Origin of the sequence: Streptomyces bottropensis ATCC 25435 (assembly GCF_000383595.1) — a bacterium.
Lineage (GTDB): Bacteria > Actinomycetota > Actinomycetes > Streptomycetales > Streptomycetaceae > Streptomyces > Streptomyces bottropensis.
On sequence record NZ_KB911581.1, the window covers coordinates 1531230 to 1551158 of the forward strand.

Consider the following 19929-nt stretch of genomic DNA (forward strand, 5'->3'; position numbering starts at 1 on the left):
ACCTGGCAGCATGGCCATGTGACAGCAGCAACGCACTCCACCCTCTTCCCGCGGGTCCCCGACTCGGCCGACGCGGTGCTCGACGGGCTCGACCCCGAGCAACGCGCGGTGGCGACGGCCCTGCACGGCCCGGTGTGCGTGCTGGCGGGCGCCGGCACGGGCAAGACCCGGGCGATCACCCATCGGATCGCCTACGGGGTGCGCGCCGGGATGCTCCAGCCCGCCGGCGTGCTGGCCGTCACCTTCACCAACCGCGCCGCCGGCGAGATGCGCGGCCGTCTGCGCCAGCTCGGCGCCTCCGGGGTCCAGGCCCGGACGTTCCACTCGGCCGCGCTGCGCCAGCTCCAGTACTTCTGGCCGAAGGCCGTCGGCGGCGGCATGCCACGCCTCATCGACCGCAAGATCCCACTCGTCGCGGACGCGGCCGCCGCCTGCCGCATCCGTCTCGATCGCAATGAACTCCGCGACACCGCGGCGGAGATCGAGTGGTCCAAGGTCACCCGGACCGTGCCCTCCGACTACGCCGCCGCGACCGCCAAGCACGGCCGCGACGCCCCCCGTGACCCGGCCGAGATCGCCAAGATCTACGCGACGTACGAGGACCTGAAGCGCGAGCGGGGGGTCATCGACTTCGAGGACGTCCTGCTGCTCACGGTCGGCATCCTCCAGGACCGCCAGGACATCGCCGAGCAGGTGCGCTCCCAGTACCAGCACTTCGTGGTCGACGAGTACCAGGACGTCAGCCCCCTCCAGCAGCGTCTCCTGGAGCTGTGGCTGGGTGACCGGGACGACCTGTGCGTCGTGGGCGACGCCAGCCAGACGATCTATTCGTTCACTGGCGCAACTCCCGACCATCTGCTCGACTTTCGCCACCGCCACCCCAGGGCCACCGTCGTCAAGCTGGTCCGCGACTACCGCTCCACCCCGCAGGTCGTCCACCTCGCCAACGGTCTGCTCTCCCAGGCCCGCGGCCGCGCCGCCGACCATCGACTCGAACTGATCTCCCAGCGCCCCCCTGGCCCCGAGCCCCGCTACACCGAATACACGGACGAACCCGCCGAGGCTGAAGGCGCCGCCCGCCGCATCCGAGATCTCGTCGCCGCCGGTGTGCCAGCCGGCGAGATCGCCATCCTGTTCCGGACGAACTCCCAGTCCGAGATCTACGAGCAGGCCCTCGCGGACGCCGGAGTGCCCTACCAGCTGCGCGGCGCGGAACGCTTCTTCGACCGCCCCGAGGTGCGCAGGGCAGGGGCGGCGCTGAGAGCCGCGGCCCGCTTCGGGGGCAACGACACCGCCCTCGAGGACGCCGTGGACCTTCCCTCGCAGGTACGGGCCGTGCTGTCCGGCGAGGGATGGACCGGTGAACCGCCGGCGGGGTCCGGCGCGGTCAGGGAACGCTGGGAGTCGCTGGCAGCCCTCGTGAACCTGGCTCACGACTTCACCGCGGCCAAGGCCGACGCCACACTCGGCGACCTCGTGGCGGAACTCGACGAACGCGCGAACGCCCAGCACGCCCCGACCGTCCAGGGCGTCACCCTCGCCTCCCTGCACTCCGCGAAGGGGCTGGAGTGGGACGTCGTCTTCCTGGTCGGTGTCGCCGAGGGCATGATGCCGATCACCTACGCGCGAACGGACGAACAGATCGAGGAGGAGAGACGGCTCCTCTACGTGGGGGTCACCCGCGCCCGCGAACAGCTCTCGGTCTCCTGGGCCCTGTCCCGGTCGCCGGGCGGCCGCCCCAATCGCCGTCCCAGCCGCTTCCTCGACGGACTGCGCCCCGGTTCCACCGCCAGGGCGGGCCGGACCGGCAGCAGCGGCACCGGGGGCGTCGAACTGGGATCGGGGGGCGGCCGGACGGGTGACGTCACGGGCGGCACCGAAGTGGTCGCGCGACGCACCAGCCGAACCCCTGCCCGCTGCCGTGTCTGCGGGCGCACCCTGCGCGACGCCGGCGACATGAAGCTGATGCGCTGCGAGGACTGCCCCTCGGACATGGACGAAGGCCTCTACGAGCGACTGCGCGAGTGGCGCGCGGCCCAGGCCCTACGCAGCGGCCAACCGGACTTCTGTGTCTTCACCGACCGGACCCTGATGGCCATCGCAGAAGCGGGGCCGAGCACTCCGGTTGAACTCGGTCGCATCCCTGGCGTCCGCGCCCGCAAGCTGCAACGGTACGGGGCCGATGTTCTGGACATCTGCGCAGGTCGGGAGCCTGCATGCGAGGACGGGAACGACTGATACGAACTCATCGAAAAAATAGTTTGCGCATGCCCCAGGAATCCCCATAGGTTCTTAGGCACGAGAGCAGCGGCCTTCTCGAAGGCCCTGGTTTCGTGGTGTACTTCATATCCGTCGGATTGGCTCATGCCGGTCCCCATAGACGCCGAGAGGAGGCGAGTCCAGTGATCAGCATCAACACCAGCTTCATCAGCACGGTCAAAATGACCGATCGCTCGGCCGTCTCCCTGTGCATGCTCGGTGTCTCCAACCTGGGTACCGGTCTGTCCGCCATCAGTGGCGGCCGTCCGGCCACCTCCGTGTCTCTGGCGGGTCTCCCCGTCCGTGAGCGCAATGAGCGACCGAGCAAGGCACTGGAAGCAGCAGTAGAGGCACAGGCCCAGGCCTATGCCTTCGCGGCGGCCGGTGCCGGATTCCGGAAGCAGACGACGCAGCATCACCTGATGTGGGCCTTCCGTGGGCCTGAACCCTGGAGTGATCCAGCCTGATCGACGATCAGGCCGGCGCCTTCAGGGCCGCGGAACCCCACCCGGGATCCGCGGCCCTTCTGTTTGTCCCCGACCGGGGGCTACAGAGCGAAGGGGCCTCGGGACAAGAAAAGAACCCGGTACCAGCCGCCACCGGCCAACAGGCCGGAACGACCAGACGAGGAAGACCAACCGTGCAACTCGAAGCGCACGCCCCGTCCGTACCGCCTTCCGAAACGATCCCCCCGCCCGGCCTCACGGAGGACTCCACCTTGACCCCGCTCACCGCGCTCACCGCGCTCGACGACGCCATCGAGAACCTCGGCGTACCCGTCCCCTGCCGTTCCTACGACCCGGAGGTCTTCTTCGCCGAGTCGCCGGCGGACGTCGAGTACGCCAAATCCCTGTGCCGCACCTGCCCGCTGATGGAGGCCTGCCTCGCCGGCGCCAAGGAGCGGCGTGAGCCCTGGGGCGTCTGGGGTGGCGAGCTCTTCGTCCAGGGTGTTGTCGTGGCCCGCAAGCGGCCCCGTGGTCGCCCGCGCAAGAACCCGGTCACAGCATGAACATCACCGGAACGATCGACCGCCCCCTCACGCACGATCCCAAGAAGCAGGCCCCGATGAAGCCGTCCACGAGCGAGCCCCTCGGCTCCGTGACTCCAGACTGCACCACCACCGGCGCGAACGCCTCGCGTCAGAACAGGACCCGAGAAATGCATCTCATGCCAGAAGCCCTGGCTCGTGCGCATATGCACGAGCGCCTGCACCAGGCCGAGCAGGAACGCCGGGCCATGCGCCTGGCGGTCGCCCGCCGGATGCAGCGCCGGGCCGAGCGCGCGTCGATGCGCGCCCGCCGTGCGCTCGCCATGGCGGTCATGCAGTAGCCGCCACGCGGCAACCGGCATCACCAGCCTGACCAGGCACATCAGAACCACCGACAGCAGTCGCTCCCCGCGGGGGCCGGTCCGAAAGGGCCGGCCCCCGCGGCGCGTGGTGACCCCGGATCCGTCGACCGCGGGGCTATCGTCGCCAGGTGACGAGTCTTTCCGGAGACAGCGACAACGGCGGCTCCGCCGCAGAACCCCAGACCCTCATGTGCGCCCGCTGCGGCACCACCGCCGAAGCTCCTCAGCCCCTGTGGATCTGCTCCGTGGAGAACGGCCGACGGCACTACTTCTGCGCCGCCTGCGCCCGCGAGAACCTGCGAGCCATCGAGGGCCGCCTGGACTCCGCCTGGTGGTGAGCCCCGAGCAGGGCCTGGGCCCGAGGACGGCTTCCCGGCGCCCACCCCTGTTCCGTCGACCGCACGAACCGATCACGCCTCCGCGGCCGACTCGCCCTCCTCCTCGTCGAGCAGGAACCCCGGCAGCCACTCCTCCAGTTCGTCGCGCATGCGGACGGTCGCGCCGAGCTGGCACAGCACGCCGATGGTGCTCAACGTCACCCGGTGGATGAGGAGGTAGGACGGAGGCAGGTTCAGCTGCTTGCCCAACTGGTGGGCAGGAGAACGGGGGTCGGCGATGCGGGCGGCCTGGCTGCGCATCCAGCCGCGGGCGAAGGAGAACTCGTCGGCGCGGACCGGTTCGATGATGGGGTGCAGATAGTCGAGGACCGCGTCCGGGTCGAGGTCTATCGATTCCTTCACGAAGCCCTCCGTGCGGAGCATCTCGTAGACGGCCTCGGCCTCGCCCTCGATCGTCAGCCGCAGGGCCGCACCTATCGGGGCCGGCAGCCCGCCCGGCAGACGGTCCACCGTGCCGAAGTCCAGGACTCCGAGACGCCAGCCGAGCTTCTCGTCCGGCAGCAGACGGAAGTTGCCCGGATGCGGGTCGGCGTGCAGCAGACCGGTGCGGGCCGGACCGGAGAAGAGGAAGCGGGTCAGCAGCTGGCCCGCCCGGTCACGCTGCTCCTGCGTGCCGTTGGTGATCACTTCGGAAAGAGGGGTGCCCTCCATCCACTCGGTCACCAGCACCTGATCGCACTGGTGCACCACGGCGGGAACGACGACGTCCGGGTCACCCGCGAACTCCTCCGCGTGGGCCTGCTGGGCCTGTGCCTCCAAGCCGTAGTCGAGCTCTTCGGAGACACGGTCCCGCAGCTCGGCGATGAGCGGTTTGATGTCCATCCCGGGGATCAGCGGACCCAGCAGACGAGCGAACCGGCTGAGCTGGCCGAGATCGGAGAGCAGAGCCTCGCCCGCGCCCGGGTACTGCACCTTCACCGCGACAGTGCGTCCGTCGTGCCACACCGCGCGGTGCACCTGGCCGATCGAGGCCGCGGCGGCCGGTTTCTCCTCGAACTCCAGGAACAGCTCCTGCCAGTTCTCACCGATGCGTGCTTCCAGTACGGAGTGCACCGTGCTGGTCGGCATCGGGGGAGCGGCGTCCTGGAGCTTCGTCAGAGCCGCGCGGTAAGGGCCCGCGACCTCCTCGGGGAGCGCCGACTCGAAGACGGACAGGGCCTGCCCGAACTTCATCGCGCCGCCCTTCAGCTCGCCCAGCACCTTGAAAAGCTGCTCGGCCGTGCGCTGCTGGAGTTCACGGCCCACGAGCTCCGCCGACTCACCGACGATTCGCTTGCCGAGTCCCCAGGTGGCCCGGCCTGCGATGCCGAGCGGAAGCGCGGCGAGCTTGGCGGTCCGGGTGACCGCCTTCCGGGGAAGATCAGACATGCGCCCTCCAAGTCCCAGCAGGCCGTGCCGCGTGTGCCTTGCGGGACAACCTCGTTGACCGCTGTTGCTCCGCCATTGTCGCGCGCGCCTCCCCCTCCTTTGGGGTGTGTTCCCCATTACCTTTCGCCGTGCCGCCCTTTTCCGCGGCTGCGCAGGAACACGCCGGGTGGGGCCACACCGGACGAGGGTGCCAGTCGAACCCCGGTGCCGAGACCTCCCAGCGAGCGCCCGCGCTGGACGGCAGCTGCCCGTCGAGGAACGCCAGAGCGTGCCCCGCGGCCAGTCCGGCGACGGTCGCGGCCAGCGTGACATCGCAGGCCTCGAGCTGATGAGGGCGTCCGGAACGCCACTGGGCGACCAGCCGCGGCCAGGTCTCGTCGCGGTCGGCACGGCTCTGGTCGAGGCAGCCCGCACACCCCGTCTCGCCCGGCAGGACGAGGGGGCCGATCACACCCGTCCCCTCCACGACGCCGGCATAGAGGTGGGGCGTGCCCGAGTCGATGAGCGGTTCGGCGGCCGCGGGCTTCGGGGCGTGGACGTCGACACCGGCCCGCGGGGCGAGGACCACCAGGGAGAAGCCCGGCTCCTCGCGCAGGCGGTCCAGCGACATGTCCTCGGACGGGTCCGCGGGCTTCCTGGGACCCCGGCGACGACGCGGCGGGCGATCGGGTGCCGCGTGCCGGGCGGCTCGGCGTGCCGCCATGTCCCTGCGCTCACCGATCGACTCGGCCGGCAGACCACCGGGCGTCACATCCCACGGCTCGACCCGGCCGACATCGCGTACGTCCACCTCGCCGACGCCGGCCGCCGAGAGTACGGAGGCGATCATCGCTCCCACGCGACCCGCGCCCCGAACCTGCACTCTCAGTGACCGGCGGGCCGCCAGACGTTTCAAGGCGTCTCCCGGCTCGGGCGCGATCAACGAGAGTGCGGCGGCGTCAGGACGCAGCCGCTCCATGACCTCGCGTTTGCCACGCAGCTCGTCCGCGGCCGGACCGCCGCCCGTCGCGTCGTCCAACAGGCCGGATCGAGTGAGGCGGTCCACCAAGCCGTCCACATGACCGTCCGGCAGGCCCATCCGCCGTCCCTCCTCCCGCAGGAGCGGCAATCCGCGTGTCCCGTCGAGCAGGGAGAGGAAACTGCCTGTCGCCGTGTCCATCGGGCCCAGCACCATGGCGTGCGCCGGTACCAGACCGAACTGCACGGTGTTGAGATCCCGCCAGCCGCGCCGGAGCGCGGGCTTCACCATCGGATGCATGATCGGCCCCCGTCAGCCTTGGATAGGTCCCTGTGTGTCGACGGTGCGTGGGCACGGTCCCGCCGACGAGTGCCAGCATGCACGGACCGCGACGAAGCCTGTCGAGAGTTGTCCACAGGCGGCGGCATCCGTATGACAAATCGGCGCTCGGAGTGCGGATCGATATCGAACCCTTCCGGAGGCGGGACTTCCCCCGTGTGCAGCGGGTAACGTCGGGACGTGCCCGCCGACCCACTGCACCGCGCCGGAAAGCCACAGCGCAGCACGACGAGCCAGCCGCCGAGCGGCTCACGAGCGAGCGCGATCGAGGTCCGCAGGAGCGCGCGACGGCGTAGAACCGTGTCCGCGTACCGCGAGGGCGATCGCACCGTCGTGCTCATCCCCGCCCGGATGTCCGAGGCGGAGGAGCAACGCTGGGTGACGGTCATGCTCGACAAGCTGGCCGCGCAGGAAAGCAAACGGCGCCTCGGCGACTCCGAGCTGACGGAGCGCGCCGCGCTGCTCTCGGACCAGTACTTCGGTGGCAGCGCCCGGCCCGCCTCCGTCCGGTGGGTCACCAACCAGAACACCCGCTGGGGCTCGTGCACCCCTGCCGAGGGCAGTATCCGCCTGTCGCACCGGCTGCAGGGCATGCCCGAGTACGTCGTCGACTACGTCCTCCTCCACGAACTCGCACACCTGCTCGTACCAGGGCACGGGCCCGGTTTCTGGCGGCTGCTGGAGGCCTATCCGCGCACGGAGCGGGCGCGTGGCTACCTCGAAGGAGTGGTCGCCGCCGGCCGGCTGCCGCATCTGCCGGTCGCCCCGGACGAGTGACACCACCCACCGGCCGGCCTGGCGCACACGGGCCGGCCCGGCGCACGGCCGGTGGTCGTAAGGCGCGAGACGGCCCGCGGCCCGAGGTGAGGACCGCGGAAGGGGGCATCCACGCGCGTGTGTGTGCGTTTGTGGGACCGGTGACCGAAGTCGCGCTTTTGTACCGGCTCTGTACCAGCCTCGTACGCTTCACGACTTTGCGGTTAGCCTGACGCGACGCACTCGCAGGCGCACGCACATTCGGGATGGGGGACGGTCGTAACGCATGGCCAGGGAATTCCAACGCGGCCACAAGGCCAAGATCAGTGACCTCACCGCGGGCACGGATCTGTACGTAGGCGTACAGATCTCCGGCCCCGGGCTGACCTTCGACATCAGTTGCTTCGGTCTGGACGCCGACGAACGGCTCTCCGACGATCGCTACTTCGTCTTCTTCAACCAGCCGAAGTCCCCCGAGGAGTCGATCCAGCTCCTGGGTGCCCAGTCGGGTGACACGGAGTCCTTCCGCGTCACTCTGGACAGGATCCCGCCCCGGATCCAGAAGCTGTCCTTCACGGCGACCCTCGACGGCAACGGCCAGATGTCGCAGATCAGCCCCGGTTACGTCCGTATCGTCGCAGGTGGCGAGGAGGTGGCTCGGTACCCGTTCGACGGCTCGGAGTTCTCCACCGAGCGTGCCGTGATGCTGGGCGACTTCTACCTGAAGGACGTGTGGCGGTTCGCGGCGGTCGGACAGGGTTTCGACGGAGGCCTCGACGCGCTGCTGAAGAACTTCGGCGGCGAGGTCGCCGAGGAGGAGCCCGCCCCCGCACCGCAGCAGCCGCCGACCGGCGCCGCGCCCGGCTTCGCCCCGCCCGCCTTCGGTGCACCCGCCGCTCCGGCGCCCGCACCGGCCCCGGCCCCCACGCAGGGATACGCGCCCCCGGCGCCCGCGCAGGGTTACGCGCCCCCGGCGCCCCCACCCTCCGTGCACGCCGCGCCGACCATCGTCGCTCCCCTGCACACGCCGCCCGGCGGCACTGTTCCGCCCCCGGCACCGCCCGCCCCGTTCACCCCGCCCGGCGCGCCGCCCCAGGGCGGACCCTTCACTCCTCCCGGCGCGGCCCCGCAAGGCGGACCGTTCACGCCCCCCGGCGCTCCCGGAGCCTTCCCGGGGCAGGCCCAGCCCTTCGGCGGCGGCACCCAGCTCGCGCCGGTTCCGCCGGAGGCGGGACTGCGGGCCGTGCTGACGAAGTACTCCGAGGCACCCGTCGGCGACCGCTGGACCGAGCAGAACCCGCAGCTGGTTCGGACGACCCTCACCAAGGGCGCCAACATCCTCGCCAAGCAGGGCAGCATGGTCGCCTACCAGGGCGACATCGACTTCGCCCACAAGGGTTCCGGCCTGCTCGGCAAGTTGACGGGCCAGCTCACCGGTCAGGGCATGTCCCTCATGCGTTGTTCCGGAGACGGTGAGGTGTTCCTCGCGGACGAGGGCAGCCGCCTCTTCGTCATCCGCCTGGAGAACGAGCAGCTCTACACCAGCGCGCCGGGGGTCCTCGCCTTCGACGAGTCCCTGGACACGGAGGTCCGCCGGATCGAGGGCGCGGGCCTGCCGGGAGGTGGCCTGTTCAGCATGCTCTTCTCCGGCACGGGGGCGGTCGTCGTCAAGACGCGCGGCGTTCCCGTCGTCCTGCCCGTCGGCCCGGCCACCTACGTCGACGGCAACGCCGTCATCGCCTGGTCCGCCGGCGCGCAGGCCGTCACCACCACCTCGCTCAGGCTGCGCCGCTCCGGGTACGCCCGGCAGACGCAGGAGGCCATCAACCTCCAGTTCCGCGGCGCTCCCGGCAACTTCGTCGTCGTCCAGCCCTTCGAGGTGTGAGGCAGAGCATGGACCTCCAGACACTCAACGCACACCGCTCCACCTCCACCGGCGTCCGCATGAGCGTGCACAGCTCCAAGACGCTCAAGGTCACCATGGTCACCGGCCAGGACCTCCTGGCCAAGGCCGGCTCGATGATCGCGTACGACGGCTACGTGCAGTTCGACGGACCGCCCGCCACACTGCGGCGCAGCGCGGAGGAAATGGTCAGCGGCGAGGGCGGCAAGCTCATGCTCTGCCGGGGCGACGGGGACCTGTACCTCGCCGACTACGGCGGCGACGTCCTCATCCTCCACCTGAACAACGAGGCGCTGTCCGTCAACGGCCCCACCCTCCTGGCCTGCGACGCCTCGCTCCAGCTCTCCATCGAGCCGGTCAAGGGCCTCGCCAAGCTCTCCGGCTCGGGCCTGACCAACCTCGTGATCCGCGGCACCGGGTGGGTCGCCCTGGTCAGCCGGGGCGTGCCGATCTCCCTCGACTGCGCCGAACGGGAGACGTACGTCGACCCGGACGCGCTGATCGCCTGGACCGACGGGCTCGACATGAAGGCCCGTCGCACGATCAAGGCCAGTGCGCTCATCGGCCGGGGCAGCGGGGAGGCGTTCCAGATCGGTTTCAAGGGACGCGGCTTCGTGGTCGTCCAGCCCAGCGAGGACTCCGGCGACCGTTTCAAGATCCGTGGCTGACCGGGGCCGAGAGGAGAACAGCACACCATGCACAGCACACTCTTCGCGCACATCCCGGTGAACCACACCGAGCGCTACACGCTGCAGAACCCACAGCTGCTCAAGACCGACATCACCATCGGCAGCAGCCCCGTCCTGGCCCGCCAGGGCGCGATGGTCGCCTTCGAGGGGCAGGTCGACTTCGACAGCCAGTACCGCAACCGCAGCTGGCGCAACGCCGAGCGGATGACCGGCGAACGCCTCGAACTCATGCGCTGCAAGGGCAACGGGATCGTGTATCTCGCCAACTTCGCGCAGTACCTGCACATCATGGAGGTCGGCAGCGGCGTCACCGTCGACTCCTCCGCCGTCCTCGCCTTCGACGGCTCCCTGAACGTCGGCATCGTCGCCGTGGACAGCGCCGTCGAGGTGGCCTCGGCCGGGGCGTACAACCTGGAGTTGTCCGGTGGCGGCAAGGTCGTCCTGATGACCTCGGGGGAGCCGCTCGCCCTGGAGGTGACGCCCGAGAAGAACATCTGCGTCGACTCGGACGCCGTCATCGCCTGGTCCACCTCTCTGCGCACCCAGCTCCAGGCGCCGACCTCCACGTCCGCCGTATGGCGCCGCAGGGGTTCCACCGGTGAGGGCTGGGAGATGCACTTCGGGGGCCACGGGCACGTCCTGGTGCAGCCGAGCGAGCTGCTGCCGCCGCAGCATCTGCGCACGTCCGGAGTGCTCGGACAGTTCGGCATGGGGGGCGGCGGACTGAGCGGGAACTCCCTCGGGGGCAGCCGCAACTGATCAGCGGGCACGTGTGCCGGTACATGGGTAAGGGGCGTCCGCCAATGGCGGACGCCCCTTACCGCGTCCGTCCCCCCGGCGGGGGCCTTCCCCACCCCCGTCGGCAGCACACCGCCCGACCGCGCACTCCACACGAAAGAGCGAGGTCAGAGCCGTGCTCGTGCGGCTTCCAGCAGGCGTACGACCGAGTCGTCGGCCACGGTGGGCACCTCGTCGTAGGCGAACCAGCGCAGGTCCAGGGACTCGTCGCTGATCGCCTCGACGGCGCCCACGGGGGCGAGGGCCGCGTACTGGACGTCGAGGTGCCAGGCGCACGGGGTGTGGTGGCGGTCGAGACGGACCGGCCCGCCGGGCAGCAGCGTCAGGCCCGCGATGCCGGACTCCTCCGTGGCCTCGCGCAGGGCGGAACCCGCGAGGGTGCCGTCCCCGGGCTCGCAGTGGCCGCCCATCTGGAGCCACATGCGCAGCTTCCGGTGGAGAGTGAGCAGCACCCGGCCGCGCTCGGGGTCGATCACCAGGCCGCTTGCCGTGATGTGCCCGGCGCCGCACGCCTTCCACAAGCCGTCCGGGTGGGCCGCCAGATGGTCGAGGTACGCCTGGCGCAGCTCGGCCTGGTCCTCGTAGCTCTTCAGTACGAGGACCGCGTCGTCGTGCAGGCTCACTCGGTGTCGTCGTCCTTCTTCTTGAGGTCCGGCTTCTCGGTGGAGCCGCCCGCGGCCTCGCCGAGCATCTTGTCCAGCTCGGAGAAGTCCATCTGCTCACGGTGGACGAAGCCGTCCGGGTCGTCCAGGTCGGAGGCCGTGGGCAGCATGTCGGGGTGGGCCCACAGGGCGTCGCGGCCGTCGACACCGCGCGCGTCCGTGAGGGACGCCCAGAGCCGGGAGGCGTCGCGCAGGCGGCGAGGGCGCAGCTCCAGCCCGATCAGTGTCGCGAAGGTCTGCTCGGCCGGGCCGCCCGTGGCGCGACGGCGGCGCAGCGTCTCACGCAGCGCGTCCGCGGACGCCAGGCGCGGCTTCGCGGCGGCGTGCACCACCGCGTCCACCCAGCCCTCCACCAGTGCCAGAGCGGTCTCCAGACGGGCCAGGGCGGCCTTCTGGGCCGGGGTGTCCTCCGGCTGGAACATGCCCTGCTGGAGCGCCTGCTGCAGCTCCTCCGGGTTCTGCGGGTCGAACTGGCCGACCACGTCCTCCAGCTTGGCCGTGTCGACCTTGATCCCGCGCGCGTAGCCCTCGACCGCGCCGAACAGGTGCGAGCGCAGCCAGGGGACGTGGGCGAAGAGACGCTGGTGGGCTGCCTCGCGCAGGGCCAGGTAGAGGCGTACCTCGTCCTTGCCGACGCCCAGGTCCTTGCCGAACGCCTCCACGTTGATCGGCAGCAGCGCGGCCTTGCCAGCCGGGCCGAGCGGCAGGCCGACGTCGGTGGAGCCGACGACCTCGCCCGCGAGCACGCCCACGGCCTGCCCGATCTGCTGGCCGAACATGGCGCCGCCCATCGACTTCATCATGCCGATCAGCGGGCCGGCCATGGCCTGCATCTCCTCCGGCAGGATGTCGCCCATGGCGCCGCCGACGCGCTCGGCCACCGGATCGACGAGCTCCTTCCAGGCGGGCAGGGTGGCCTCCACCCACTCCGCGCGGCTCCACGCCACGGCGGAGCCCGCGCCGGACGGCAGGGATGTCGCGTCGTCGAGCCACAGGTCGGCCAGACGCACGGCCTCCTCGACGGCGGTGCGCTCCGCGGGGCCGACACTCGCGTCCTTGGTGCCGTCGGCGGTGCCCTGGGCGACCGTCTGACGGGCGATCTGCTTGGCCATGTCCCAGTTCACCGGGCCGCCCTCGTACGAGAGCATCTGGCCCAGCTGCTGGAAGGCGGCGCCCAGGTCGGTGGGGTTCATGGAACCGAACATCGCGGCGAACGGATTGTCGGCGCCGGGGCCGCCGACCCCGGGAAACCCGAAGCCGAACGGGTTGGCCGGTCCCTGACCACCACCGCTCTCCTGGTCCTTCTTCTTGCCCTCGTCGCCGTCGTCCGGCTCCTCCGGCGGAAGGCCGAATCCGAATGGGGTGTCACTCACGGGATTCCTCGGCTGATAGGGCCATCGGTTTTCGCCGACGGCACGGCTGCCCGAACACCACCCAGCCTAGACACCACGGCGGGTTAAGGCCTCGGTGCTCCGCCGACCGATGGCCTGCGGCAGGATGGATGCCACCTGGTACGCACGCGTCGCCCGCGTTCGTACTGAAGACAACCGCTGGAGACGCCCGGTGAGTTCCCCAGATCCACAGGTTCGCGCAGCGCGAAACCACTCAACCAGTCCCGCCGCGCGCGGGCCCGTCGTCGCGGTCACCGGTGCCGCGTCCGGCGTCGGAGCGCTGCTCACCGAGCGGCTCGCCGAGTCCGACGAGATCCGGCAGGTCATCGCCATCGACGAGCGGCGCGGCGAGTGCGCGGCCGCGCAGTGGCACATCCTGGACGTGCGGGACCCGGCGATCGCCGAGAAGCTGCGCGGGGCGGACGTCGTGGTGCACCTCGCCGTCGACCTCGACCTGGGCAGCGACGCGGCGGCCCGCAGCGCGTACAACGTGCGTGGCACGCAGACCGTGCTGACGGCGGCCGCCGCGGCCGGGGTGCACCGGGTCGTGCTGTGTACCTCGGCGATGGTCTACGGCGCGCTGCCCGAGAACGAGCTGCCGCTCTCGGAGGACGCCGAGCTGCGGGCGACCGCCGAGGCGACCGGGGTCGGCGACCTGCTGGAGATCGAGCGCCTCGCACGCCGGGCGCCGCGCGCCCATCCGGGACTCAATGTCACCGTCGTCCGCCCGGCGACTCTTGTGGGAGGCACGGACACGGCCCTGACCAGGTACTTCGAGTCGCCTCGGCTGCTGGTGGTGGCCGGGTCGCGGCCCGCCTGGCAGTTCTGCCATGTCGAGGATCTGTGCGGTGCGCTGGAGTACGCCGTGCTGGAGAAGGTCGACGGGGAGTTGGCCGTCGGGTGCGAGGGGTGGCTGGAGCAGGAGGAGGTCGAGGAGCTCAGTGGGATCCGGCGCATGGAGCTGCCGTCCGCTGTCGCCCTCGGGGCCGCCGCCCGGCTCCACCGGATCGGGCTGACGCCGTCGCCGGCGGGGGATCTCGCCTACACGATGTATCCGTGGGTCGTCAGCGGGAGCCGGCTGCACGACGCCGGGTGGCGGCCGCTGTGGACGAACGAGGAAGTGCTGGCGGAGCTGCTGGAGGAGGTCGCCGGGCGGCACACCGTGGTCGGGCGGCGGCTGGGGCGCAAGGACGCGACCGCGGCGGGTGCCGCGGGGGCGACGGTCGCGTTGCTGGGTACGGCGGCGTTGGTGCGGCAGGTCCGGAGGGCTCGGGGGCGGCGCTGAGGTTCGGCCCTGTGCCCGTGGATGGAGGTCGCTCCAAGTCGCCACACGCGCGTGACGGCGTTTTCGACCATGTCGGTCGGGAGACGAGTGGTGCACGATGGGGGTATGGCAGTCAATGATGATCATCCCGGCGAGCAGGGGGCCGAGGAGCCCGTCAAGCTGATCGGGATTCGGGAGACGGCGCTCTCCCTCGACGAGGTGTTCCGGGCGGTCGGGGACGACGCGGCCGGGGGGACCGCGCTGTTCGTGGGGACCGTGCGGAACCACGACGGGGGAGCGGATGTCGACGAGCTGGGCTATTCGTGTCACCCGACGGCCGAGGCCGAGATGCGGCGGATCGCGGAGAAGGTGGTCGCCGACTACCCGGTGCGGGCCCTCGCGGCCGTGCACAGGGTGGGAGACCTGAAGGTCGGGGACCTGGCGGTGGTCGTCGCCGTGTCGTGTCCGCACCGGGGCGAGGCCTTCGAGGCGTGTCGGAAACTGATCGACGACCTGAAGCACGAAGTGCCCATCTGGAAGCACCAGAAGTTCTCGGACGGCACGGAGGAGTGGGTGGGCGCCTGCTGAGGCGTGACCGGCACGCGCCTGTACGCGTTCCGGTTGCGTAACCCGCCCCCCGGCGCGAGCGTTGACGGAGCGGACGGATAATCTGCTGATCAGTCAGTTGTGGTCGTTTGACAGGGGTTGGGAGGCCGGCATGGCGGCGCTCGCCTGGTTGCTGATTCCGCTCGTGGCCGCGATCGGTGCCGGACTGTGGGGCGGCTGGGTCGGCCGGAACCGCAGGAGCATCGAGGACGGCACCGAGCTCGCGGGGTACTCTCGCTTCCGCGAGGCCATGGAGCGGTCCCACTCCGGCGGCTAGCGCCCGCTCCGCCCGCCCCGGACGGACGGCCCCGACAGTGCTCCTACATGCCTGTCCCGTACTGTCGTTCCATGCCACGCCGCACCGCGACGATGCTCGCCTCCACCCTGATGCTGATCGCGCTCCTGTGCGCGGGTGTGATCATTCCCGTGCCCTATTCGGAGATGTCACCGGGGCCGACGGTGAACACGCTCGGGAAGCACGACGGGGAGCCGGTGCTGCAGATCTCCGGGCGCAAGACGTACGCGACGACCGGCCATCTGAACATGACCACGGTCCGCGTCACCAGCGCCGACTACCGGATGAACCTCGTCGAGGCCGTGTACGGCTGGCTGACGCACGACAACAAGGTCGTCCCGCACGACACGCTCTACCCGGACGGCAAGACCAAGGAGCAGTCGACGCAGGAGAACGCCGAGGAGTTCAGCCAGTCCCAGGAGAGCGCCAAGGTCGCGGCCCTGAAGGAGCTGGACGTCCCGGTGCGGTCCTGGGTGATCGTCTCCACCGTCCTCAAGGACTCCCCGGCCGAGGGCAAGCTGCACGCCGGTGACGTGATCAAGTCCGTCGACGGTACGGCGGTCAAGGCGCCCGAGGACGTGGCGAAACTGGTCACCAAGCACAAGCCGGGTGAGAAAGTCGACTTCGTGATCGTGCCCGCCAAGGCCCAGGCCGCCGCGGAGAAGGCGAACAGGACGGCGACCGGGACCCAGGAGGTCACGATCACCACGGGCACGTCCGACGACACGGGCGAGGAGCGGGCGATCGTCGGCATCTCCGCCGGGACCGACCACACCTTCCCCTTCACCATCGACATCAAGCTGGCCGACGTCGGCGGCCCGAGCGCAGGACTGATGTTCGCCCTCGGTATCTACGACAAGCTCACGCCGGGGAACCTGACGGGCGGCAAGTTCGTGGCCGGCACCGGCACGATCGACGACCAGGGCAAGGTCGGCCCCATCGGCGGCATCGAGATGAAGACGGTCGGCGCGCGCGCCAAGGGCGCCCAGTACTTCCTGACGCCCGAGGACAACTGCGCCACGGCCGCCGGGGACGTCCCCGACGGACTCACCCTCGTCAAGGTCGGCACCATCGAGGACGCGCTGGGCGCCCTGAAGGACATCCGCGCCGGCGACACCGCCGACCTGCCGAAGTGCACCACCAAGGGCTGACGGAAACGGACGTACGCGCGCGTGGGGGCGCTCCCGAGGGCCGGGGGCGCCCCCACCGCCGTACGGCGGGGATCAGTCCACGAAGGTCGCGGACAGGGCCTCCGCGAGGCCCGGTACCAGTTCGGGGCCGGTGAGGACCTCGGTCGGAGAGTCCTTCTCGCGCAGGCGCAGGGCCGCGTCGCGGGAGCCGTCCCGGAGAACGGCGACGGTCATACGGACCTCCTGACGCTCCGGGTGGGAGGCGACCCACTCGGCGAGACGGGCCTCGTCGAGATTCTCGGGGACGGACGCCTCGGCGGACGGCGGCAGCATCAGCCGCTCCACGGTCAGCGCGCAGCCGACCACCGCGTCGGGCCAGGCGATGGTGCCGAGGAACTCGTCGAGGGCCTTGCCCGCGGGAATCTCGTCCTGCTCGATCGGGGTGAGACCGACGGTCTCGGACTCGTCCTGCAGACCGAGCTGGGCCGCGAGGGCGGGTTCCTGGGACCGCAGACGCGCGGTATCCACCAGGGCGAAGAGGCGAGCGGGCTGGTCCCAGCCGAGGCCCGAGGCGTACTCGTCGATCTCGAGGACGGCCCGGGTGAGGGGGTTCGCTGCCATGGGAGTGTTGGACATGGTCACAATCCTGCCTCGTTCGTTCCCCGAAGCGGGAACCGAGTAAAGCGTGAGTAAGTTGCATAGGTGAGGCCCCTGCGATCACGGGGCCCGCTGGAGGGTCCGTAGACGCGGGCCTGACGTATCGACAGCGAACTTCGAGGTGCGCACCTTGGCTTTCCAGATGCCGGACCGCGGCGGAGGCCCGACGGGGCCGCGGATCAGAGTGGGCCGACCGTCCCGACGTGTCCGGACGCTGCTCATGACGTTGGGCGTCCTTGCCGTCCTCGGCATGGCGTTCGTCATGTTCGCGGGATTCTGGACGGACTGGCTCTGGTACCGGTCGGTGAAGTATTCGTCCGTCTTCACCACCACACTCTGGACGAAGATCGGGCTCTTCTTCGTCTTCGGCCTGCTGATGTCGGCCTCGGTCGGCTTCAACATCTGGCTCGCGCACCGGCTGCGGCCACCGCTGAGCGCCATGTCGATGGAGCAGCAGAGCCTCGACAGGTACCGCATGGGCATCGCGCCCTACAAGAAATGGCTGCTCCTCGGGATCACCTCCCTGGTGGGCCTCATCGCCGGCGCCTCCGCCTCCGGGCAGTGGCGCACCTGGCTGATGTGGGTCAACGGAGTGTCGTTCGGCCAGAAGGACCCCCAGTTCGACCTGGACGTCTCCTTCTACGCCTTCGACCTGCCCTGGTACCGCTTCCTGCTCGGCTTCGGCTTCGCCGCCGCCGTGCTCTCGGTGATCGGCGCCGCCCTCACGCACTACCTGTACGGCGGCCTCAGGGTCACCTCCCCGGGTGCGCGGGCCACCGCCGCGGCCACCGGACACCTGTCGGTGCTCCTCGGCATCTTCGTCGCCCTGAAGGCGGTCGCCTACTGGCTCGACCGGTACGGGCTGGCCGTGAAGTCCAGCGACTTCAAGGCGACGGGCAACTGGACGGGCCTGAGGTACGTCGACGCGAACGCGTACCTGCCGGCCAAGACGATCCTGTTCTGCATCGCGGTGATCTGCGCGCTGCTGTTCTTCGCCACCATCTGGCGGCGCACCTGGCAGCTGCCGGTCATCGGCTTCGGCCTGATGGTGCTCTCCGCCATCCTCATCGGCGGGCTGTATCCGGCGATCGTCCAGAAGTTCCAGGTCCAGCCGAACGAGCAGGCCAAGGAGGCGCCGTACGTCGAGAAGAACCTGGCGGCGACCCGCCAGGCCTACGGCATCGACGGGACCGACGTCGAGGAGTACTCGGGCGTCAGCGACACGGACAAGGCCCAGCTCCGCAAGGACGCCGACACCACGGCCAGCATCCGCATGCTCGACCCGAACATCGTCTCGCCGACCTTCCAGCAGCTCCAGCAGATGAGGAACTACTACGCGTTCCCCACGAACCTGGACGTCGACCGGTACAGCAACGAGGACGGCGCCGAGCAGGACACCGTCATCGGTCTGCGCGAGCTGAACCTGGCGGGCATCCCGAAGAACAACTGGATCAACGACCACTTCCGCTACACCCACGGCTACGGCGTGGTCGCCGCCAAGGGCACCGAGGCCACCTCCGGCGGCCGCCCGGTGTTCACCGAGTCCGACCTGCCGTCCAAGGGTGATCTGGGCAAGTACCAGCAGCGGGTCTACTACGGCGAGAAGACCACGCAGTACTCGATCGTCGGCGGTCCCCAGAAGGAGATCGACTACTCCGACGACAGCGGTGAGAAGACCACCAGCTACAAGGGCAAGAGCGGGATCAACCTCTCCAGCCCGGTCAACCGGGCCGCCTACGCGGTGGCGTTCAACGAGCCGCAGATCCTCTACTCCGGTGCCATCGGCGAGGGTTCGCGGATCCTGTACAACCGCACGCCCAAGGAGCGCGTGGAGGCGGTCGCCCCCTGGCTGACCATCGACGGTGACGCCTATCCGGCCGTCGTCGACGGGAAGATCCAGTGGATCGTCGACGCGTACACCACCACCAACGGCTACCCGTACGCCTCCCGCACCACCCTGGGCGACACGACGGCCGACTCGCTGACCGCCGACAACAGCCAGCGCGCGGTGGTGGCCCAGCAGAACCAGGTCAACTACATCCGCAACTCGGTGAAGGCGACCGTCGACGCGTACACGGGTCAGGTCAAGCTCTACCAGTGGGACACCGAGGACCCGGTCCTGAAGACCTGGATGAAGGCCTTCCCGAACACGGTGGAGCCGAAGGACGGCATCTCCGACTCGCTGCTGGCGCATCTGCGGTACCCGCAGGACCTCTTCAAGGTCCAGCGCGAGCTGCTCACCCGCTACCACGTGAAGGACGCCGAGACGTTCCTCAGCGGCAGCGAGGTGTGGCAGGTCCCGGACGACCCGACCAACACCTCGGGCAACGCGGTGCCGCCGTACTACCTGAGCATGAAGCTGCCCGGCCAGACGGCACAGGCGTTCTCGCTGACCACCACGCTCACGCCGAACGGCCGCGACAACCTCAGTGCCTTCGTGGCGGTCAACGCCGAGGCGGGCACCAAGGACTACGGCAAGATCAGAATTCTGAAACTGCCGACGAGCGAACCGATCGACGGACCGAAACAGGTCCAGAGCCAGTTCAACTCCGAACAGGACATCGCCGAGACCATCAGCCTCCTCAAGAGAGGTGACTCACAGGTCGAGTACGGCAACCTCCTGACGGTCCCGCTCGACGGCGGACTGCTCTACGTGGAACCCGTCTATGTGCGAGGCGGCGGACTCAAGTACCCGCTGCTGCGCAAGGTCCTGGTCACCTACGGCGGCAACACGGCCTTCGAGGACACCCTCGACGCCGCGCTCAACAAGGTGTTCGAGACCGAGGGTCCGCCCACGGAGCCACCCGTGGACGACGGTGACGAGGGCACCGACGAGCCGCCGAAGTCCGGAGACCCGACGGTCCAACAGGCCCTGAAGGAAGCCCAGAAGGCGTTCGACGAGGGTCAGCAGGCACTCAAGGACGGCGACTGGGAGGCGTACGGCCGGGCCCAACAGGACCTGGAGGACGCGCTGAAGCGTGCCGAGGACGCCCAGGCCAAGGCCGGCGGGACCGGCGGCAGCGGCAGTGCGGACAGCGACAAGAGCGGCGACGGAGACTCCGGAAGCGGCTGATGCAAGGCTCCCTCCCGCGCCGTGGTACGGTTG

19 protein-coding genes are annotated in these 19929 nt (G+C 70.0%); 14 read left to right on the top strand and 5 right to left on the bottom strand.

Going from position 1 to position 19929, the window contains the following annotated elements:
* Positions 1-18 precede the first annotated feature (18 nt).
* The 5 genes from STRBO_RS0106875 (at position 19) to STRBO_RS0106895 (ending at position 3947) form a co-directional block, all read left to right on the top strand.
* Positions 19-2238 (top strand): ATP-dependent DNA helicase UvrD2, encoded by a 2220-nt coding sequence (locus STRBO_RS0106875; protein ID WP_005480497.1) that lies wholly within the window; start codon positions 19-21, stop codon positions 2236-2238.
* A gap of 164 nt (positions 2239-2402) precedes the next feature.
* Positions 2403-2726: a hypothetical protein gene (locus STRBO_RS0106880; protein WP_005480496.1), complete on the top strand. Its 324-nt coding sequence runs from the start codon at positions 2403-2405 to the stop codon at positions 2724-2726.
* A 173-nt stretch (positions 2727-2899) separates the two neighbouring features.
* Positions 2900-3268 (top strand): WhiB family transcriptional regulator, encoded by a 369-nt coding sequence (locus STRBO_RS0106885; protein WP_005480495.1) that lies wholly within the window; start codon positions 2900-2902, stop codon positions 3266-3268.
* On the top strand, positions 3265-3588 hold the full coding sequence (locus STRBO_RS0106890; protein ID WP_005480494.1) for a hypothetical protein: 324 nt from the start codon (positions 3265-3267) through the stop codon (positions 3586-3588). Before STRBO_RS0106885 ends, STRBO_RS0106890 begins: the two co-directional genes overlap by 4 nt.
* A 149-nt stretch (positions 3589-3737) precedes the next feature.
* On the top strand, positions 3738-3947 hold the full coding sequence (locus STRBO_RS0106895; RefSeq protein ID WP_005480493.1) for a hypothetical protein: 210 nt from the start codon (positions 3738-3740) through the stop codon (positions 3945-3947).
* A 72-nt stretch (positions 3948-4019) separates the two neighbouring features.
* Here STRBO_RS0106895 and STRBO_RS0106900 read toward each other — a convergent pair whose 3' ends face one another.
* Both STRBO_RS0106900 and STRBO_RS0106905 read right to left on the bottom strand, forming a co-directional pair.
* The gene (locus STRBO_RS0106900; protein ID WP_005480492.1) at positions 4020-5375 is read right to left on the bottom strand and encodes an ABC1 kinase family protein; all 1356 of its coding nucleotides are present in this window, start codon (positions 5373-5375) and stop codon (positions 4020-4022) included.
* Positions 5368-6633 carry a TOMM precursor leader peptide-binding protein gene (locus STRBO_RS0106905; protein ID WP_005480491.1) on the bottom strand — a complete coding sequence of 422 codons (1266 nt, stop codon included), beginning with the start codon at positions 6631-6633 and terminating at the stop codon, positions 5368-5370. Before STRBO_RS0106905 ends, STRBO_RS0106900 begins: the two co-directional genes overlap by 8 nt.
* Before the next feature lie 219 nt (positions 6634-6852).
* Between STRBO_RS0106905 and STRBO_RS0106910 the strand changes: the two genes are divergently transcribed.
* The 4 genes from STRBO_RS0106910 (at position 6853) to STRBO_RS0106925 (ending at position 10779) form a co-directional block, all read left to right on the top strand.
* Positions 6853-7449, top strand: coding sequence for a M48 metallopeptidase family protein (locus STRBO_RS0106910; protein WP_028796514.1), 597 nt, complete (start codon positions 6853-6855; stop codon positions 7447-7449).
* 265 nt (positions 7450-7714) lie between these two features.
* Entirely contained in the window at positions 7715-9313 is a 1599-nt protein-coding gene (locus STRBO_RS0106915) for a TerD family protein (protein ID WP_005480489.1), read from the top strand.
* Positions 9314-9321: 8 nt separating this feature from the next.
* The gene (locus tag STRBO_RS0106920; RefSeq protein WP_005480485.1) at positions 9322-9999 is read left to right on the top strand and encodes an AIM24 family protein; all 678 of its coding nucleotides are present in this window, start codon (positions 9322-9324) and stop codon (positions 9997-9999) included.
* A gap of 27 nt (positions 10000-10026) precedes the next feature.
* Positions 10027-10779, top strand: coding sequence for an AIM24 family protein (locus STRBO_RS0106925; protein ID WP_005480483.1), 753 nt, complete (start codon positions 10027-10029; stop codon positions 10777-10779).
* Positions 10780-10925: 146 nt separating this feature from the next.
* On the opposite strand, the gene STRBO_RS0106930 is transcribed toward STRBO_RS0106925, so the two are convergent.
* Positions 10926-11441: an NUDIX hydrolase gene (locus STRBO_RS0106930; protein ID WP_005480481.1), complete on the bottom strand. Its 516-nt coding sequence runs from the start codon at positions 11439-11441 to the stop codon at positions 10926-10928.
* Complete coding sequence (locus STRBO_RS0106935; protein WP_005480480.1) at positions 11438-12853, bottom strand: zinc-dependent metalloprotease; 1416 nt, start codon at positions 12851-12853, stop codon at positions 11438-11440. Before STRBO_RS0106935 ends, STRBO_RS0106930 begins: the two co-directional genes overlap by 4 nt.
* Positions 12854-13043: 190 nt before the next feature.
* Between STRBO_RS0106935 and STRBO_RS0106940 the strand changes: the two genes are divergently transcribed.
* From STRBO_RS0106940 to STRBO_RS0106955, 4 genes are all read left to right on the top strand, one after another.
* Positions 13044-14156: an SDR family oxidoreductase gene (locus STRBO_RS0106940; protein WP_005480478.1), complete on the top strand. Its 1113-nt coding sequence runs from the start codon at positions 13044-13046 to the stop codon at positions 14154-14156.
* A gap of 105 nt (positions 14157-14261) precedes the next feature.
* Entirely contained in the window at positions 14262-14723 is a 462-nt protein-coding gene (locus STRBO_RS0106945; RefSeq protein ID WP_005480474.1) for a molybdenum cofactor biosynthesis protein MoaE, read from the top strand.
* Between the two features lie 130 nt (positions 14724-14853).
* Positions 14854-15018, top strand: a complete 165-nt coding sequence (locus STRBO_RS43675) for a hypothetical protein (RefSeq protein ID WP_020113979.1) — start codon at positions 14854-14856, stop codon at positions 15016-15018.
* Positions 15019-15089: 71 nt separating this feature from the next.
* Positions 15090-16187, top strand: coding sequence for a YlbL family protein (locus tag STRBO_RS0106955; RefSeq protein ID WP_005480472.1), 1098 nt, complete (start codon positions 15090-15092; stop codon positions 16185-16187).
* A gap of 72 nt (positions 16188-16259) precedes the next feature.
* On the opposite strand, the gene STRBO_RS0106960 is transcribed toward STRBO_RS0106955, so the two are convergent.
* Entirely contained in the window at positions 16260-16802 is a 543-nt protein-coding gene (locus STRBO_RS0106960) for a PPA1309 family protein (RefSeq protein WP_020113980.1), read from the bottom strand.
* Positions 16803-16965: 163 nt separating this feature from the next.
* On the opposite strand from STRBO_RS0106960, the gene STRBO_RS0106965 reads away from it, so the two are divergent.
* Positions 16966-19896, top strand: coding sequence for a UPF0182 family membrane protein (locus STRBO_RS0106965; protein ID WP_202499822.1), 2931 nt, complete (start codon positions 16966-16968; stop codon positions 19894-19896).
* Positions 19897-19929 lie beyond the last annotated feature (33 nt).